Here is a 13,694-nt window from a genome sequence, read left to right as displayed (position 1 = left end):
GCCGGCAAGCCAGCTCCCACAGGTTCAACACAGGCCTCAAGGGAAGTGATACCCCTGTGGGAGCTGGCTTGCCGGCGATGAGGCCGGTACGGTCGACCCAAATTCCGGGCAAAAAAAACCCCGGACTTCGTATGGGGAGGGGGAAGTTCGGGGTCCAAGTCCGGACCGCTAGGGCGGGGTCCAGATATCTGCCAACACTTAACACAACATAGGAGCATCGAAGGGCTTCACCAGCCATTCAGTTACTCTGAGTTCCGCTTCACCGGTTTAGTTCCGAAGCCCTGAAAACTATTTGCGATAGTTTCATGAAACTTCCGTACCGACGGCACTGAGCCGTGCCAGGATCCGCGTCACTACGCCGCAGATCCTACACAGCTTTCCGCGCTCAATCAGTGAGCTTCGTCCCAATTCGCACCAATTCCTGCCTCCACCAGCAGCGGCACATCCAGTTGTGCGGCCTGGCTCATGTGCTGGCGAATTTCATCTTTCACCTGCTGCACCAGGTCCTCACGCACCTCCAGGACCAATTCGTCGTGTACCTGCAGGATCACCCGGGCATCCAGCCCGCTCTCGCTCAGCCAGTTATCCACATTGACCATGGCCCGCTTGATGATATCGGCGGCAGTGCCCTGCATCGGCGCGTTGATCGCCGTACGCTCCGCGCCTTTGCGCAGGGCCGGGTTCTTGGCGTTGATGTCTGGCAGGTACAGGCGGCGGCCGAACAGGGTTTCGACAAAGCCTTGCTCGGCGGCCTGGGCACGGGTGCGCTCCATGTAGGCCAGCACGCCCGGATAGCGGGCGAAGTAGCGGTCGATGTAGTCCTGCGACTGCTTGCGGTCGACACCGATCTGCTTGGCCAGCCCAAAGGCGCTCATCCCGTAGATAAGGCCGAAGTTGATGGCCTTGGCTTTCCGGCGCTGGTCGGTGGTGACGTCTTCCAGGGCCACACCGAACACTTCCGCCGCCGTTGCCCGGTGCACATCGAGGTCGTTGCGGAAGGCGTGCAGCAGGCCTTCGTCCTTGGCCAGATGAGCCATGATGCGCAGTTCGATCTGCGAATAGTCCGCCGCCAGCAGTTTGTAACCCGGGCTGGCAATGAACGCCTGGCGAATACGCCGGCCTTCGGCGGTACGAATCGGGATGTTCTGCAGGTTCGGGTCGCTCGACGACAGCCGGCCGGTGGCTGCCACTGCCTGCTGATAGGAGGTATGGATACGCCCGGTGCGGGGGTTGATCTGGCCCGGCAGCTTGTCGGTGTAGGTGCTCTTGAGCTTGCTCAGGCTGCGGTACTGCATCAGTACCTCAGGCAGTGGATAACCGAGCAAGGCCAGCTCATCGAGCACGGCTTCGGCAGTGGATGGCTGGCCCTTGGCGGTCTTGCTCAGCACCGGCATGCCTAGCTTGTCGTAAAGGATCGCGCCCAACTGCTTGGGCGAACCGAGGTTGAACTCTTCACCGGCCAGCGCGTAGGCACGCTGCTCCAGTTCGGCCATCTTCACGCCCAGTTCACCGCTTTGCACATGCAGCAGCGCAGCATCGACCAGCGCTCCCTGGCGTTCGATCTTGGCCAGTACCGGCACCAGCGGCATCTCGATGTCCATCAGCACCGGCTGCAGGCTAGGCGTCTGTGCCAGGCGCGCCTGCAACGCCTGGTGCAGGCGCAGGGTAATGTCGGCGTCTTCGGCAGCGTAGGGGCCGGCCTTGTCCAGGTGGATCTGGTTGAAGGTCAGCTGCTTGGCGCCCTTGCCGGCGATGTCCTCGAAGGCAATGGTGGTGTGGTCGAGGTACTTCTGCGCCAGGCTATCCATGTCATGACGGGTGGCGGTGGAGTTCAGCACGTACGACTCGAGCATGGTGTCGTAGGCCACGCCACGCATTTCGATGGCGGGTGAGCCATTGGCGAGGATGTTGATGTCGTACTTGGCGTTCTGCCCGACCTTGGCCTTGGCCGGGTCTTCCAGCAACGGTTTCAGTGCCAGCAATACGGCCTCACGGTCCAGCTGGGCCGGTGCACCTTCATAGTCGTGGGCCAACGGCACATAGGCCGCCTCATGGGGCGCGACAGCGAAAGACAGGCCAACCAGCTGCGCCTTCTGGGCGTCAAGGCCGGTAGTTTCGGTATCGAAGGCGAACAGCGGCGCCTGGCGCAGCTTTTCCAGCCAGGCTTCAAAGCGGGCTTGGTCAAGAATGGTTTCGTACTGCGGCTCGACCTTGGCTGCCGGCTCTTCGACCGGCGCAACGTCATCGCCAGCCCTTGCGGCATCACGCTGCACCTCGGCAACCCAGCTCTTGAACTCCATCTCGGTGTACAACGCCAGCAACGCCTCGCGATCAGGCTCACCGCAGACCAACGCCTCGACCTCGACATCCAGTGGCACGTCTACCTTGATGGTAGCCAGCTCGTAGGACAGGAACGCCGCATCGCGGTGTTCCTCCAGCTTGGCCGGCAGGGTCTTGGCACCGCGAATGGCCAGTGCCGGCACCTTGTCCAGATTGGCGTACAGGTCGCTGAGGCCGCCGCCAATACCGGTCAGCAGGCCCACAGCGGTTTTTTCGCCAACGCCGGGTACGCCGGGGATGTTGTCGACCTTGTCGCCCATCAGCGCCAGGAAGTCGATGATATGTTCCGGGCCGACGCCAAATTTCTCGTGCACGCCAGCCACGTCCAGCACGCTACCGGTCATGGTGTTGACCAAGGTAATGTGCCCGTCCACCAGCTGCGCCATGTCCTTGTCGCCGGTCGAGATGATCACCGGGCGGCCCTGGGCGGCGCTGCTGCGCGCCAGGGTGCCAATCACGTCATCAGCTTCGACACCCTCGACGCACAGCAGCGGGTAGCCAAGTGCCCGCACGCTGGCATGCAGCGGCTCGACCTGCACCCGCAGGTCGTCAGGCATGCTTGGGCGGTTTGCCTTGTACTCTGCGAACATGGCATCGCGGAATGTGCCGCCCTTGGCGTCGAATACCACCGCGAACAAGCTGTCCGGGTACTGCTTGCGCAGGCTCTTGAGCATGTTCAGCACACCCTTCACCGCACCGGTCGGCATGCCCTTGGACGTGGTCAGCGGCGGCAGCGCGTGGAAGGCGCGGTACAGGTAGGAGGAACCGTCCACCAGGACGAGGGGGGCTTGGCTCATGAGCAGAATCAACCTTTTCGACGGGTCCGGCGCTAGAATAGCCAGAATCATTGACGACAAAGGGACTAGGTTATCATGCGTACACTCAATCGCCTGTTACTGCTCGGCCTGTTGGCAACCACGCCAGTCGTCACCCTGGCGGCGGACGACGCCCCCTCGGCCGATCCCGAGGTGACCATTCGCACGGAAGGCGACAAAACCATCCAGGAGTACCGGCAGAACGGGTTCCTGTATGCGATCAAGATCACGCCGAAAAACGGCAAGCCGTATTTTCTGGTGCGCGCTGATGGCACTGATGCCAATTTCATTCGATCCGACCAGCCGGACATGCTGATTCCGTCCTGGAAGATTTTCGAGTGGTAATCTGACGCGCACCGTTCACATCAACCCGGCACTTCCCGGCGGAAGTGCCCGTATGGGCAAATTTTCATCATGTCAGTCTTCACCCCCGTGACCCGGCCTGAGCTGGAAACCTTTCTGGCACCGTATGAGCTGGGCCGCCTGCTCGACTTCCAGGGCATTGCCGCCGGCACCGAGAACAGCAATTTCTTCGTCAGCCTCGAACAGGGGGAGTTCGTCCTGACGCTGATCGAGCGTGGGCCAAGCGAAGACATGCCGTTCTTCATAGAACTGCTAGACACCCTGCACGACGCTGACATGCCGGTGCCCTATGCCGTTCGTGACCGCGACGGCAACGGCCTGCGCGAGCTGTGTGGCAAGCCGGCGTTGCTGCAGCCACGGCTGTCGGGCAAGCACATCAAGGCGCCCAACAACCAGCACTGCGCCCAGGTCGGCGAGCTGCTGGCGCACATTCACCTGGCCACCCGCGAGCACATCATCGAGCGCAAGACCGACCGTGGCCTGGACTGGATGCTGGCTTCGGGTGCCGAGTTGTTGCCACGCCTGTCCGCCGAGCAAGCCGCACTGCTGCAGCCGGCACTGCAAGAGATCAGCGCGCACAAGGCGCAGATCCTGGCTTTGCCGCGGTCCAACCTGCATGCCGATCTGTTCCGCGACAACGTGATGTTCGAAGGCACCCACCTGACCGGTGTGATCGACTTCTACAACGCCTGCTCCGGGCCGATGCTGTATGACATCGCCATCACCGTGAACGACTGGTGCCTGGACGAGAAAGGCGCAGTGGATGTACCGCGTGCCCAGGCACTGCTGGCAGCCTATGCGGCGCTGCGGCCGTTCACGGCGGCCGAAGCCGAGCTGTGGCCGGAAATGTTGCGGGTAGGTTGCGTGCGCTTCTGGCTGTCGCGCCTGATCGCGGCCGAATCGTTTGCCGGGATGGATGTGATGATCCACGACCCGAGCGAGTTCGAAGTGCGCCTGGCACAGCGCCAGCAAGTGGCCTTGCACCTCCCGTTCGCCCTCTAGACCCCGTCTGCCTCTTCGCGGGCCTGCCCGCGAAGAGGCCGGTACAGGCTTACAGCTGTTCCAGGCACCCCGCCAGCTCGCCACCCAGCTTCTCAAGCAAGCGCTCATACCCTTTGCCATCCACCGGGTCGGTACCGCCTAGTGCATCCAGCTCGGCCAGACGCACCGGCAGCCCGGCAGTCAGGGTCTCGGCCAGGCGCGGTCGCAATGGCGGTTCGCTGAACACGCACGTCTTGCCCACTTCCTGCAGGCGCTTGCGCATGGCCGCTACATGTTGCGCCCCAGGCTGCACCTCGGACGCCACGCTGAACACGCCGGCGTGCTTCAAGCCATACTCAGCTTCGAAATAATCGAACGCTTCGTGGAACACGAAGTACGGCTTGTCGGCAATACCGGCCACCCGCGCCTTGATACGCTCATCCAAAGCATCCAGGCGTTCGTCGAAGGCCTTGAGGTTGTTTTGGTAGCGGGCAGCATTAGCCGGGTCGACCTGGGCCAGGTCAGACGCCATTTTTGCCGCGATTACCCGCGCGTTGACCGACGATAGCCACAAATGAGCATCCAGGCTGCCCGGGCGGTGATCGTGGTCATGATCGTCGTGATCCTCTTCCTCATGGGAATGGCTGTCCTCACCAAAGTGGCGCAGCTTCATGCCGGTCAGCGACTGCACAGCCACCGTCGCCTTGCTACGGCTCGCCAGTACCCGAGGCAGGAAATTCTCCATGTCCGGGCCGATCCAGTACAGCAGGTCGGCATCACCTACCCGCCGCACATCGGAGGGGCGCAATGCATAGTGGTGCGGCGAGGCACCTGGCGGCAGCAATACGTCAGGGCTGCCTACGCCATCCTGCACGGCGGCGGCAATCTGCTGCAGGGGCTTGATACTGGTGAGCACACGCACATCGGCGTGAGCGGAAAATGCGATGAAAGCGACAAACAGAGCTAGGAATCGGGACACGGTGGATACTCGAGTCGTCAGAAACAGGTAACATAATAACGTCTCCATCCAGAACCGTCGCTGCCCATGTCCATCACGCCGCTGGCCAACCGTCCTCACGATCACTCCCATTGCGTACACAGCGCACTGGCTGAAGCCGACGCCTTGTGCACCCGCCAAGGCCTGCGCCTGACCGCGCTACGCCGCCGTGTGCTGGAGCTGGTGTGGCAAAGCCACAAGCCGCTGGGCGCCTATGACATTCTCGCCGTGCTCAGCGAGCAGGACGGCCGACGTGCCGCCCCGCCCACGGTATACCGCGCGCTGGATTTCCTGCTGGAAAACGGCCTGGTCCACCGCATCGCCTCGCTCAACGCCTTCATCGGCTGCAGCCACCCCGAGCACGTGCACCAAGGCCAGTTCCTTATTTGCCGGGCCTGCCATGTGGCCATCGAGCTGGAGCAGAGCAGCATCAGCGAGGCCATCATCAGCAGCGCCAAAGGCGTGGGCTTTGCGGTCGAGACCCAGACCGTGGAAGTGGTCGGCCTGTGCGGCAGCTGCCGGAGCGCGGCATGAGCGATGCCCTGATCCGTCTTGAGCAGGTCGGCGTCACCTATGGCGGCGAGGCGGTGCTCGACAGCATCGACCTGTCGGTCGCCCCCGGCCAGATCGTCACCCTGATCGGCCCCAACGGGGCGGGCAAGACGACCTTGGTCCGTGCCGTACTCGGGCTGCTCAAGCCGCACCGCGGCAAGGTATGGCGCAAGCCGAAGCTGCGCATTGGCTACATGCCGCAAAAGATTCAGGTCGATGCCACGCTGCCGCTGTCGGTGCTGCGCTTTTTGCGCCTGGTGCCCGGCGTAGACCGTGCAGCAGCCTTGTCGGCGCTACAGGAGGTAGGCGCCGAACAGGTCATCGACAACCCGATCCAGACCATTTCCGGCGGCGAGATGCAACGCGTGCTGCTGGCCCGCGCCCTGCTGCGCGAACCCCAGTTGCTGGTGCTCGACGAGCCGGTGCAGGGCGTGGATGTGGTCGGCCAGACCGAGCTGTACAACCTCATCACCCGCCTGCGTGATCGTCATGGTTGCGGCGTGCTGATGGTGTCCCACGACCTGCACCTGGTAATGAGCGCCACCGACCAGGTGGTATGCCTGAACCGTCACGTGTGCTGCTCGGGTCACCCCGAGCAAGTCAGCGGCGACCCGGCGTTCGTCGAGCTGTTCGGCCAGACCGCGCCAAGCCTGGCCATTTACCACCATCACCACGACCACAGCCACGACCTGCACGGTTCGGTGGTCGCCCCTGGCACCCATGTTCACGGAGAGCACTGCAAGCATGGCTGATTTTCTTCTCTACGCCCTGCTTGCCGGTTTGTCCCTGGCGCTGGTGGCTGGCCCGCTGGGCTCCTTCGTGGTGTGGCGACGCATGGCCTATTTTGGCGACACGCTGTCCCACGCGGCCCTGCTCGGCGTGGCCCTGGGGTTCGCCCTGGATGTCAGCCCGACGCTGGCAGTTACTATCGGCTGCCTGTTGCTGGCGATCCTGCTGGTCACCTTGCAGCAACGCCAACCGCTGGCCTCCGATACCCTGCTCGGCATTCTCGCCCCCAGCACCCTGTCGCTGGGCCTGGTGGTACTGAGTTTCATGCACGACGTGCGCATCGACCTTATGGCCTACCTGTTCGGCGACCTGCTGGCCATCAGCACCACCGACCTGGCCTGGATCCTCGGCGGCAGTGCGCTGGTGTTGCTGCTACTCGCCGCGCTGTGGCGGCCGCTGCTGGCGGTTACCGTGCACGAAGAACTGGCCATGGTCGAAGGCCTGCCGGTGGCCGGCTTGCGCCTGGCATTGATGCTGCTGATTGCGGTGGTGATTGCCGTGGCCATGAAGATCGTCGGTGTGCTGCTGATCACCTCGCTACTGATCATCCCTGCTGCTGCGGCGCAGCGACACGCCCGCTCCCCCGAGCAGATGGCCCTGGGCGCCAGCTTGCTGGGCGTCACCGCCGTCTGCGGTGGCCTGGCCATGTCCTGGTTCAAGGATACCCCCGCTGGCCCGTCGATCGTGGTCTGCGCGGCGGTGCTATTCTTGCTGAGCCTGGCCCTGCCGAAACGCTGAAAGACAGGGCGTGTGCAGGCACGCCTTGCAACCTTTTGCCGGGTAAAGGGTCTGTAAGACCTGTTTTCGAGCGTGCGCACCTGGGTGTAGACTTGCTCGCTTTTTGCGCAAATAGAGAGTCGCAGGAATGAAGCCGTTCGCCTCCCGTTATCTGCTTGTTGCCGCGTTTTCCCTGTTCCTGGGTGCCTGCTCCAGCGCGCCGGTCGAACAGGCCACCGCACCTGCCCAAGCCGATGCCTGGCAGCAGTTGCAACAAAACATCGCCAGCAACGAACTGGCCACCGCCGAAGACCAGCTTGCAGCCCTGCAGGCTCAGTCGCCCGACGACGCACGCCTGGAGCAATACCAGCGTCAGTTGGCCGAAGCCTACCTGCGACGCAGCCAGATCGTCTTGCAAAAGGGCGATGTGAACGCAGCGGCTACCGCCCTGGCCCGCGCCCGAGCTCTGATGCCACAAGCCCCGGCCGTGACCGGGGGCGACCCCCTGACCCAGGCACGCAAGGCCGAGCTGGAAAAAGCGGAGGCTGCCTTGAAAGCCGCCGAATCCAAGCCCCAGGCACGCCTCATTGACCCAACGGCGCCAAGTACGGTGGTGGCCTTGAAGACCACTGACAGCCGTGCCATGCGCCGCCAGCTCGATGACATTGCCGCCGATGTGGTGAGCTATGACTGCGAAGTGGTGTTTCAGGTGCCGCGTACCGACGATGCGCCGTGGCTGAAGACCTTGCTGGAGAAACGCGTGCGCAAGATCGACAGCGGGTTCGAGCTGAAGCAGAAGCATGAAATCCAGCGCTCGCTGCCGGCGCAGGTGGTTCTGGTTCCGCACCAGCATTGAGAATCTGGGGGCGCTGTGCTCCCCATCGCGACACAAGGCCGCCCCTACAGGGAACTGCTATCCCTGTAGGGGCGGCCTTGTGACGCGATGGGGTGTCGAAGCAGCCCTTAGGCCGGCACAGCCTCCGCGGCAGCTTCACGCTCCCACACCCTATGCCCCTCGACCGCTTTGACGAAAGCGTCCAGCGTCTTCTGGTCATCGCCCAGCAACAGCCCCTTGTCTTCCTTGAGGCCCAGTGCGTCCACCAGCACCTTGCCTTCTTTGGCAAAGCCGATCGCCTTCAGGTGCTTGTAGGCCTCGAGCAGGAAGTGCTTGGCCAACCCACTCGCCCCCAGCGCATCCAGCGCGGCCTTGCCGGCCGGTACCAATACCCCGTCGAACATGATCGAAGGCATGCCCTCCATCGACGCATCCACTGGCAGTGCCTTGCCGTCAGCAGCCTTGACCGGTGCCGAGGTTGGGCCAAGCAGCATGATGCGTGCGCTATGCGCCTCAAGCGCCTTGACCAGCCGGTCGACACTGCCGGCATCCACGCCTTCGGCCAGCAGCACGGCTATCTTGCGCCCCTTGATGCCCACAACCCCCGGGTGGTTCATCTGGCTCAGCGCGGGGGACTCGGCCAGTTTGCTGCCCTTCACCTGAACGGTGCCCGCCTTGGGTGCCGGCAACCCCAGGTTGGCGGCCACGGCGGCGGCCAGCTTGAGGTCGATGTTGGCTAGAATTTCATTCACCTCACGGGCACGAATGGCCTCGCGCTCGACCTTGCCCAGTTCGAAGCTGTAGGCCTTGATGATGTGCTGTTGCTCTGTCGGGCTCATGCTCTGGAAGAACAACCGCGCCTGCGAGAAGTGGTCGCCAAACGACTCGCTGCGCTGGCGAATCTTGTGCGCATCAACGCGTTCCTGATAGCTCTCGAAGCCGCCATCCTGCGCCGCAGGTGGCGTTTCCTTCGGCCAGCCGCCGTCGATGGAGTTCGGCTCATACGAGGCACGGCCCCTGTGCACGATGTGCTGGTGCAACGCGTCACGCTGGTTGTTGTGGTTGGGCGCCACCGGGCGGTTGATCGGGATCTGGTGGAAATTCGGCCCACCCAGCCGGCTCAGTTGCGTGTCGGTATAGGAGAACAGCCGGCCCTGCAGCAAGGGGTCATTGGTGAAGTCGATACCCGGCACGATATGGCCAGGGCAGAAGGCAACCTGCTCGACCTCGGCAAAGAAATTGTCCGGGTTGCGGTTCAGGACCATCTTGCCCAGCGGGGTAACCGGTACCAGTTCTTCGGGAATGATCTTGGTCGGGTCCAGCAGGTCGAAGTCGAATTTGTGTTCGTCAGCCTCAGGCACAATCTGCACGCCCAGTTCCCATTCCGGGTAGTCACCGGTTTCAATGGCTTCCCACAGGTCACGGCGCTGGAAGTCTGTATCCTTGCCCGCCAGTTTCTGGGCTTCGTCCCACAGCAGCGAATGCACGCCCTGGCTCGGCTTCCAGTGAAACTTGACGAAGCTGGCCACGCCCTCGGCATTGATCAGCCGGAAGGTGTGCACGCCAAAGCCTTCCATCATGCGCAGGCTGCGCGGGATGGCGCGGTCAGACATGGCCCACATGACCATGTGGGCCGATTCCGGTACCAGCGAGACAAAATCCCAGAAAGTGTCATGCGCCGAGCCGCCGGTAGGTATTTCGTTGTGTGGCTCCGGCTTAACCGCGTGAACAAAATCGGGGAACTTGATGGCATCCTGGATGAAAAACACCGGCATGTTGTTGCCAACCAGGTCGAAATTACCCTCGTCGGTATAGAACTTGACTGCAAAGCCCCGCACATCTCGCACCGTGTCGCCAGAACCACGTGGGCCCTGAACCGTGGAAAAGCGCACAAAAACCGGGGTGATCTTTTCCGGATCCTGCAGGAAACCGGCCTTGGTCAGTTCCGCGTGATTGCCATAGCTCTGGAAGAACCCGTGTGCACCGGTACCGCGTGCGTGCACGATGCGCTCGGGGATCCGCTCATGGTCGAAGTGGGTGATCTTCTCGCGCATGATGAAGTCTTCAAGCAGCGAAGGCCCGCGGTCACCCGCCTTCAGGGTGTTCTGATTGTCCGCAATACGTACGCCTTGGTTGGTGCGCAGCGCATGCCCGGTCGCATCACTGCGGTCGGCCTCCAGGCTTTGCAGCTTGGCATTGGTATTGGCCCGGTCAGGGGTCTGGGTGCCGGCGGCTTCACTCTGCTTGGGCGCGTCCGTTTTCTTGCTGGGCATGATCGGCTCTCCTCATCAGTCTTAAGGCTTGCCCGTTCAGGGCTTGTCCAAGTAGTGACTGGAGGGCGTGGCCGAGCGTTCAATCAGGATTACCAGTTGTCGCGATATGCCCGAAGGATTGGTGCATTACGAAATAAATGCTAAGAACAGCTATTGGAAAAGGCTAAAATGCGCGACCCCAGCTAACCGCTGACCCAAATTTCAATGCGCCCCACAAGGTTCGCTACGTGATCGAGTTCCAACAGGTACATAAAACCTACCGCGTTGCCGGTAGGGAAATCCCCGCACTGAATCCGACCAGCCTGACCATCGAAGATGGCCAGGTGTTCGGCCTGATCGGCCATTCCGGCGCCGGCAAAAGCACCATGCTGCGCCTGATCAACCGCCTGGAAGAACCCTCCGGCGGCAAGATCATCGTCGACGGCGAAGACGTCACCGCGTTCAACGCCAGCCAGCTGCGCGGCTTCCGCCAGCAGGTCGGGATGATTTTCCAGCACTTCAACCTGCTGGCTTCCAAGACCGTCGCCGACAACGTCGCCCTGCCGCTCACCCTGGCCGGCGAGCTGTCGCGCAGCGAAATCGACAAGCGCGTTACCGAGCTGCTGGCCCGCGTGGGCCTGTCGGACCACGCCAGAAAGTACCCGGCGCAGCTGTCCGGCGGCCAAAAGCAGCGTGTCGGCATCGCCCGCGCTCTGTCCACCAACCCGAAGATCCTGCTGTGCGACGAGGCCACCAGTGCCCTCGACCCGCAAACCACGGCCTCGGTCCTGCAACTGCTGGCCGAAATCAACCGTGAGCTGAAGCTGACCATCGTGCTGATCACCCACGAGATGGACGTGATCCGCCGTGTCTGCGACTGCGTGGCCGTGATGGACGCCGGCCAGATCGTCGAGCAAGGCTCGGTGGCCGATGTGTTCCTGCACCCGCAGCACCCCACCACCAAGCGCTTCGTCCAGGAAGACGAGCAGGTCGACGAAGGCGAGCAACGCGACGACTTTGCCCACGTGCCGGGCCGCATCGTGCGCCTGACCTTCCAGGGCGACGCCACCTACGCCCCACTGCTGGGCACCGTGGCCCGCGAAACCGGTGTGGACTACAGCATCCTCGCCGGGCGTATCGATCGCATCAAGGATGTCCCCTATGGCCAGCTCACCCTCGCCCTGATCGGCGGTGACATGGAAGCGGCGTTCGCCCGCTTCAAGGCAGCTGACGTACATATGGAGGTACTGCGTTGATGGACGCCCTGAATTTCTTTGCCAACGTCGACTGGGCCGAAATCTGGCTGGCCACCATCGACACCATGATCATGCTGTTCGGCTCGCTGTTCTTCACCGTGCTGCTGGGCCTGCCACTGGGTGTGCTGCTGTTCCTCTGCGGGCCGAAGCAAATGTTCGAACAGAAGGGCGTATATGCGCTGCTTTCGCTGGTGGTCAACATCCTGCGCTCGCTGCCGTTCATCATCCTGCTGATCGTGATGATCCCGTTCACCGTGCTGATCACCGGCACCTCGCTGGGCGTTGCCGGCGCCATCCCGCCGCTGGTGGTGGGTGCAACGCCGTTCTTCGCGCGCCTGGTGGAAACCGCCCTGCGTGAAGTGGACCGCGGCATCATCGAAGCTACCCAGTCGATGGGCGCTACCACCCGCCAGATCATCACCAGCGCGCTGCTGCCGGAGGCCCGCCCGGGTATCTTCGCGGCCATTACCGTCACCGCCATCACCCTCGTTTCGTACACCGCCATGGCCGGTGTGGTGGGTGCCGGTGGCCTGGGCGACCTGGCTATCCGCTTCGGTTACCAGCGTTTCCAGACTGACGTGATGGTCGTGACCGTGGTACTGCTGCTGGTACTGGTTCAAGTACTGCAGAGCGTGGGCGACAAACTGGTCGTGCATTTTTCCCGTAAGTAACCCCAATGGGGTCGGCCTGGCCGACCCGTTCGGGGGCCGTCGCGGCCCTCACAAGGAGTGATCAATGAAGAAGCTGCTTGCTGTTGCTGCCGCTGTTGCGGCCTTCTCGGCCCACGCCGATACCCTGACCGTTGCCGCCACCCCGGTGCCGCATGCCGAAATCCTCAACTTCGTCAAACCGCAACTCGACAAAGAAGGCGTTGATCTGAAGGTCAAGGAATTCACCGACTACGTCCAGCCGAACGTACAGGTTGCCGAAAAGCGCCTGGACGCCAACTTCTTCCAGCACCAGCCGTACCTGGATGAGTTCAACAAGGCCAAGGGCACCCAACTGGTCAGCGTGGCCGGCGTGCACATCGAGCCGCTGGGGGTGTATTCGGCCAAGATCAAGAAGCTGGACGAGCTGTCCTCCGGCGCCACCGTGGTCATCCCCAACGACGCCACCAACGGCGGCCGCGCCCTGCTGCTGCTGGACAAGGCCGGTGTGATCAAGCTCAAGGACAACAAGAACATCCTGTCCACCGTGAAGGATGTTGCCGAAAACCCGAAAAGCATCAAGTTCCGTGAGCTGGAAGCCGCCACCATCCCGCGTGTGCTGACCCAAGTCGATGCCGCCTTGATCAACACCAACTACGCGCTGGAAGCCAAGCTGAACCCGGAAAAAGACGCCCTGGCCATCGAAGGCAGCGACTCGCCTTACGTGAACATCCTGGTTGCCCGCCCGGACAACAAGGACTCGGAAGACATGAAAAAACTGGCGGCTGCGCTGCACTCGCCAGAGGTGAAGCAGTTCATCATCGAGAAGTACAAGGGCGCTGTTGTTCCGGCGTTCTGATCCAACATCCCCGGGGCCGCTTTGCGGCCCTTTCGCGGCACAAGGCCGCTCCCACAAAGTAAGGCGTACGCCGATCCATGTGGGAGCGGCCTTGCGCCGCGAAAGGCCTGCGCAGCAGGCCCTAAATCTCAATCCCGCTTCACAAGCCCAGGCAACTGCGCCACCAGCTTCTGGTTGTTGAACGGCGCACGAATGAATCCACGCTGACGCCTGGCTGCCCGCCCGGACAACTAGGACTCGGACGACATGAAGAAACTGGCGGCTGCGCTGCACTCGCCAGAGGTGAAGCAG

The 13,694-nt window shown here is 62.6% G+C and carries 12 protein-coding genes and 2 pseudogenes; 10 read left to right on the top strand and 4 right to left on the bottom strand.

What is annotated here, in order from left to right; translation table 11 throughout:
• Positions 1–389 precede the first annotated feature (389 nt).
• The gene (gene polA / locus ACK1VC_RS26265) at positions 390–3,137 is read right to left on the bottom strand and encodes a DNA polymerase I (RefSeq protein ID WP_016484274.1); all 2,748 of its coding nucleotides are present in this window, start codon (positions 3,135–3,137) and stop codon (positions 390–392) included.
• A 75-nt stretch (positions 3,138–3,212) separates the two neighbouring features.
• Between polA and ACK1VC_RS26260 the strand changes: the two genes are divergently transcribed.
• A complete protein-coding gene (locus ACK1VC_RS26260; RefSeq protein WP_003252997.1) occupies positions 3,213–3,500 on the top strand; it encodes a DUF2782 domain-containing protein in 288 nt (95 codons plus the stop codon).
• Between the two features lie 69 nt (positions 3,501–3,569).
• Positions 3,570–4,520, top strand: a complete 951-nt coding sequence (locus tag ACK1VC_RS26255) for a homoserine kinase (RefSeq protein WP_060519851.1) — start codon at positions 3,570–3,572, stop codon at positions 4,518–4,520.
• A gap of 49 nt (positions 4,521–4,569) precedes the next feature.
• Here the strand turns inward: ACK1VC_RS26255 and ACK1VC_RS26250 are convergent, their stop codons facing one another.
• Positions 4,570–5,526: a zinc ABC transporter substrate-binding protein gene (locus ACK1VC_RS26250; protein WP_070086751.1), complete on the bottom strand. Its 957-nt coding sequence runs from the start codon at positions 5,524–5,526 to the stop codon at positions 4,570–4,572.
• A gap of 18 nt (positions 5,527–5,544) precedes the next feature.
• Here ACK1VC_RS26250 and zur point away from each other — a divergent pair, with 18 nt between their 5' ends.
• The 4 genes from zur to ACK1VC_RS26230 all read left to right on the top strand — a co-directional run bounded on the left by zur (position 5,545) and on the right by ACK1VC_RS26230 (position 8,410).
• Positions 5,545–6,030, top strand: coding sequence for a zinc uptake transcriptional repressor Zur (gene zur / locus ACK1VC_RS26245; protein ID WP_016484271.1), 486 nt, complete (start codon positions 5,545–5,547; stop codon positions 6,028–6,030).
• Positions 6,027–6,800 (top strand): zinc ABC transporter ATP-binding protein ZnuC, encoded by a 774-nt coding sequence (gene znuC / locus ACK1VC_RS26240; protein WP_016484270.1) that lies wholly within the window; start codon positions 6,027–6,029, stop codon positions 6,798–6,800. Before zur ends, znuC begins: the two co-directional genes overlap by 4 nt.
• Complete coding sequence (gene znuB, locus ACK1VC_RS26235) at positions 6,793–7,575, top strand: zinc ABC transporter permease subunit ZnuB (RefSeq protein ID WP_016484269.1); 783 nt, start codon at positions 6,793–6,795, stop codon at positions 7,573–7,575. Before znuC ends, znuB begins: the two co-directional genes overlap by 8 nt.
• Before the next feature lie 127 nt (positions 7,576–7,702).
• A complete protein-coding gene (locus ACK1VC_RS26230; RefSeq protein WP_191087135.1) occupies positions 7,703–8,410 on the top strand; it encodes a PA5502 family lipoprotein in 708 nt (235 codons plus the stop codon).
• 107 nt (positions 8,411–8,517) lie between these two features.
• Here the strand turns inward: ACK1VC_RS26230 and katE are convergent, their stop codons facing one another.
• Positions 8,518–10,662 carry a catalase HPII gene (katE, locus tag ACK1VC_RS26225; RefSeq protein WP_016484267.1) on the bottom strand — a complete coding sequence of 715 codons (2,145 nt, stop codon included), beginning with the start codon at positions 10,660–10,662 and terminating at the stop codon, positions 8,518–8,520.
• Positions 10,663–10,889: 227 nt separating this feature from the next.
• Between katE and ACK1VC_RS26220 the strand changes: the two genes are divergently transcribed.
• The 3 genes from ACK1VC_RS26220 to ACK1VC_RS26210 all read left to right on the top strand — a co-directional run bounded on the left by ACK1VC_RS26220 (position 10,890) and on the right by ACK1VC_RS26210 (position 13,403).
• Positions 10,890–11,897, top strand: a complete 1,008-nt coding sequence (locus ACK1VC_RS26220) for a methionine ABC transporter ATP-binding protein (RefSeq protein WP_016484266.1) — start codon at positions 10,890–10,892, stop codon at positions 11,895–11,897.
• Positions 11,897–12,568 carry a methionine ABC transporter permease gene (locus ACK1VC_RS26215; protein ID WP_012269918.1) on the top strand — a complete coding sequence of 224 codons (672 nt, stop codon included), beginning with the start codon at positions 11,897–11,899 and terminating at the stop codon, positions 12,566–12,568. The genes ACK1VC_RS26220 and ACK1VC_RS26215 overlap by 1 nt, the downstream gene beginning before the upstream one ends.
• 64 nt (positions 12,569–12,632) lie before the next feature.
• A complete protein-coding gene (locus ACK1VC_RS26210; protein WP_016484265.1) occupies positions 12,633–13,403 on the top strand; it encodes a MetQ/NlpA family ABC transporter substrate-binding protein in 771 nt (256 codons plus the stop codon).
• A 128-nt stretch (positions 13,404–13,531) separates the two neighbouring features.
• Here ACK1VC_RS26210 and ACK1VC_RS26205 read toward each other — a convergent pair.
• Positions 13,532–13,612: pseudogene (locus ACK1VC_RS26205) on the bottom strand (SCO family protein); the annotation flags it as partial.
• Position 13,613: 1 nt separating this feature from the next.
• Here ACK1VC_RS26205 and ACK1VC_RS26200 point away from each other — a divergent pair.
• Positions 13,614–13,694, top strand: a pseudogene (locus ACK1VC_RS26200) (MetQ/NlpA family ABC transporter substrate-binding protein); the annotation flags it as partial.

It is taken from the genome of Pseudomonas sp. XP2 (assembly GCF_053557975.1).
This window is presented reverse-complemented; position numbering and strand designations above follow the sequence as displayed.

Excerpts from the sequence above, each read along its gene's own strand:
- ACK1VC_RS26215 (WP_012269918.1), top strand. The coding sequence starts at position 11,897 with ATGGACGCCCTGAATTTCTTTGCCAACGTCGACTGGGCCGAAATCTGG.
- znuB (WP_016484269.1), top strand. The coding sequence starts at position 6,793 with ATGGCTGATTTTCTTCTCTACGCCCTGCTTGCCGGTTTGTCCCTGGCG.
- katE (WP_016484267.1), bottom strand. The coding sequence starts at position 10,662 with ATGCCCAGCAAGAAAACGGACGCGCCCAAGCAGAGTGAAGCCGCCGGC.
- ACK1VC_RS26210 (WP_016484265.1), top strand. The coding sequence starts at position 12,633 with ATGAAGAAGCTGCTTGCTGTTGCTGCCGCTGTTGCGGCCTTCTCGGCC.
- ACK1VC_RS26260 (WP_003252997.1), top strand. The coding sequence starts at position 3,213 with ATGCGTACACTCAATCGCCTGTTACTGCTCGGCCTGTTGGCAACCACG.
- ACK1VC_RS26230 (WP_191087135.1), top strand. The coding sequence starts at position 7,703 with ATGAAGCCGTTCGCCTCCCGTTATCTGCTTGTTGCCGCGTTTTCCCTG.
- ACK1VC_RS26255 (WP_060519851.1), top strand. The coding sequence starts at position 3,570 with ATGTCAGTCTTCACCCCCGTGACCCGGCCTGAGCTGGAAACCTTTCTG.
- polA (WP_016484274.1), bottom strand. The coding sequence starts at position 3,137 with ATGAGCCAAGCCCCCCTCGTCCTGGTGGACGGTTCCTCCTACCTGTAC.
- zur (WP_016484271.1), top strand. The coding sequence starts at position 5,545 with ATGTCCATCACGCCGCTGGCCAACCGTCCTCACGATCACTCCCATTGC.
- znuC (WP_016484270.1), top strand. The coding sequence starts at position 6,027 with ATGAGCGATGCCCTGATCCGTCTTGAGCAGGTCGGCGTCACCTATGGC.
- ACK1VC_RS26250 (WP_070086751.1), bottom strand. The coding sequence starts at position 5,526 with ATGGAGACGTTATTATGTTACCTGTTTCTGACGACTCGAGTATCCACC.